A 289-nucleotide genomic window follows, 5' to 3' on the forward strand; every position below is an offset into this window, starting at 1 on the left:
GCCGTCGATCACGCGCAGTCAAACCCCGCGCGCGATATCGCCTACTTCAAGGCGACCGGCGATGGCTTCCATTCGTGGACCATCGAGGAGGTCGAGCAGTTCGAGGAGCGCCATCCGATCGGCACCAAGGCGCGTCTCGCGCTCGGCCTGCTGCTTTACACGCTGCAACGCCGTAGCGACGTCGTGCTCTTCGGCAAGCAGCACGTCCGCAACGGCGTGCTGAAGTTCACCCAGCAGAAGAACAAGCGCCGCAAAGCGGTCTCGCTTGAGATCCCGATCCATCCCAAGC

The 289-nt window shown here is 63.3% G+C and carries 1 pseudogene; it reads left to right on the forward strand.

Features of this window, described 5'->3' with window-relative positions:
• Positions 1 to 289, forward strand: a pseudogene (locus tag EN818_RS32085) (integrase); the annotation flags it as partial.

Origin of the sequence: Mesorhizobium sp. M3A.F.Ca.ET.175.01.1.1, from assembly GCF_004791945.1 — a bacterium.
Classification (GTDB): domain Bacteria; phylum Pseudomonadota; class Alphaproteobacteria; order Rhizobiales; family Rhizobiaceae; genus Mesorhizobium.